A 1236-nucleotide genomic window follows, 5' to 3' on the forward strand; every position below is an offset into this window, starting at 1 on the left:
TGACCTGCCCCCTGCAAACAGGGCCAGCCGGAGTCTAGTAAAGTTCGTTTTCGGAGAAGAAGACGAACATGAAGAAGCGCTTTACGGAACAGCAAATCATCGGGTTTCTGAAGGAAGCCGAGGCCGGTATGCCGGTCAAGGAACTGTGCAGGAAGCACGGGTTCAGTGACGCGTCGTTCTACACTTGGCGCGCAAAGTTCGGTGGCATGGAAGTCTCGGAAGCCCGCCGGCTCAAGGACCTCGAGGTGGAGAATGCCCGGCTGAAGAAACTGCTGGCCGAAGCAATGCTCGATATGGAAGCGTTGAAGGTCGTGGTCAAGGGAAAGCCCTGAGCCCGCAAGCCAAACGCGAGGCAGTGTCGGCGATTCGGGAGAAGGTCAACATCTCCGAGCGCCGCGCCTGCCGGCTTGTCGGGCTTTCTCGCAGCGTGCTGCATTACGACGCGAAGCCAGACCACGAGAATGAGGTGCTAGCGGCGCGTCTGGTGGAGTTGGCACACGAACGTCGTCGATTCGGCTACCGCCGATTGCACGCCCTGGTGGAACGCGAAGGCACGCACGCCAATCACAAGCGCATCTATCGCCTGTACCGTGAGGCAGGGCTGGCTGTGCGGCGCCGTCGCAAGCGCCAGGGTGTAATGATTGAGCGCGAGCAACTGGCATTGCCGGGCGCGCCCAACGAGGTGTGGTCAATCGATTTCGTGATGGATGCGCTTTCCAACGGCCGGCGCGTGAAGTGCCTGACCGTCGTCGATGACTTCACGAAAGAGGCTGTCGACATCGTCGTCGACCATGGCATCTCAGGTTTGTATGTCGCTCGGGCATTGGACCGTGCAGCTCGCTTCCGTGGCTATCCCAAGGCGGTGCGAACAGACCAGGGACCCGAATTTACGAGCCGCGCGCTTGACCAGTGGGCGTATGCGAACGGCGTCACACTGAAGTTGATTCAGGCGGGCAAGCCAACGCAGAATGCGTACATCGAATCGTTCAACGGCAAATTCCGCGACGAATGCCTTAACGAGCACTGGTTCACGACGCTCGCGCACGCTCGGGCAGTCATCGCGGCATGGCGTCAGGACTACAACGAGCAAAGGCCGCACAGTGCACTGAACTACCTTGCGCCGTCAGAGTTTGCGGCGAAACATCGGGCAACCGCGGATGCTCCTGCCGCTTTCCAGGAGCTGGTTTAAAGGGACTTTGCTAGAAGCCCATTGGCCCTATTGATGGGGGCAGGTCA

1 protein-coding gene is annotated in these 1236 nt (G+C 59.7%); it reads left to right on the forward strand.

Annotation, left to right across the window (positions count from 1 at the left end):
• The first annotated feature begins 68 nt into the window (after positions 1-68).
• Positions 69-1189 (forward strand): IS3-like element IS407 family transposase gene (locus tag DFS13_RS39690; protein ID WP_111442900.1). Its coding sequence is split into 2 segments (ribosomal slippage): positions 69-327 and positions 327-1189, totalling 1122 coding nucleotides; the frame shifts between segments, so codons are not numbered across the junction.
• Positions 1190-1236 lie beyond the last annotated feature (47 nt).

The organism is Burkholderia sp. 28_3, from assembly GCF_003253915.1.
In the GTDB taxonomy this organism is placed as follows: domain Bacteria; phylum Pseudomonadota; class Gammaproteobacteria; order Burkholderiales; family Burkholderiaceae; genus Burkholderia; species Burkholderia cenocepacia.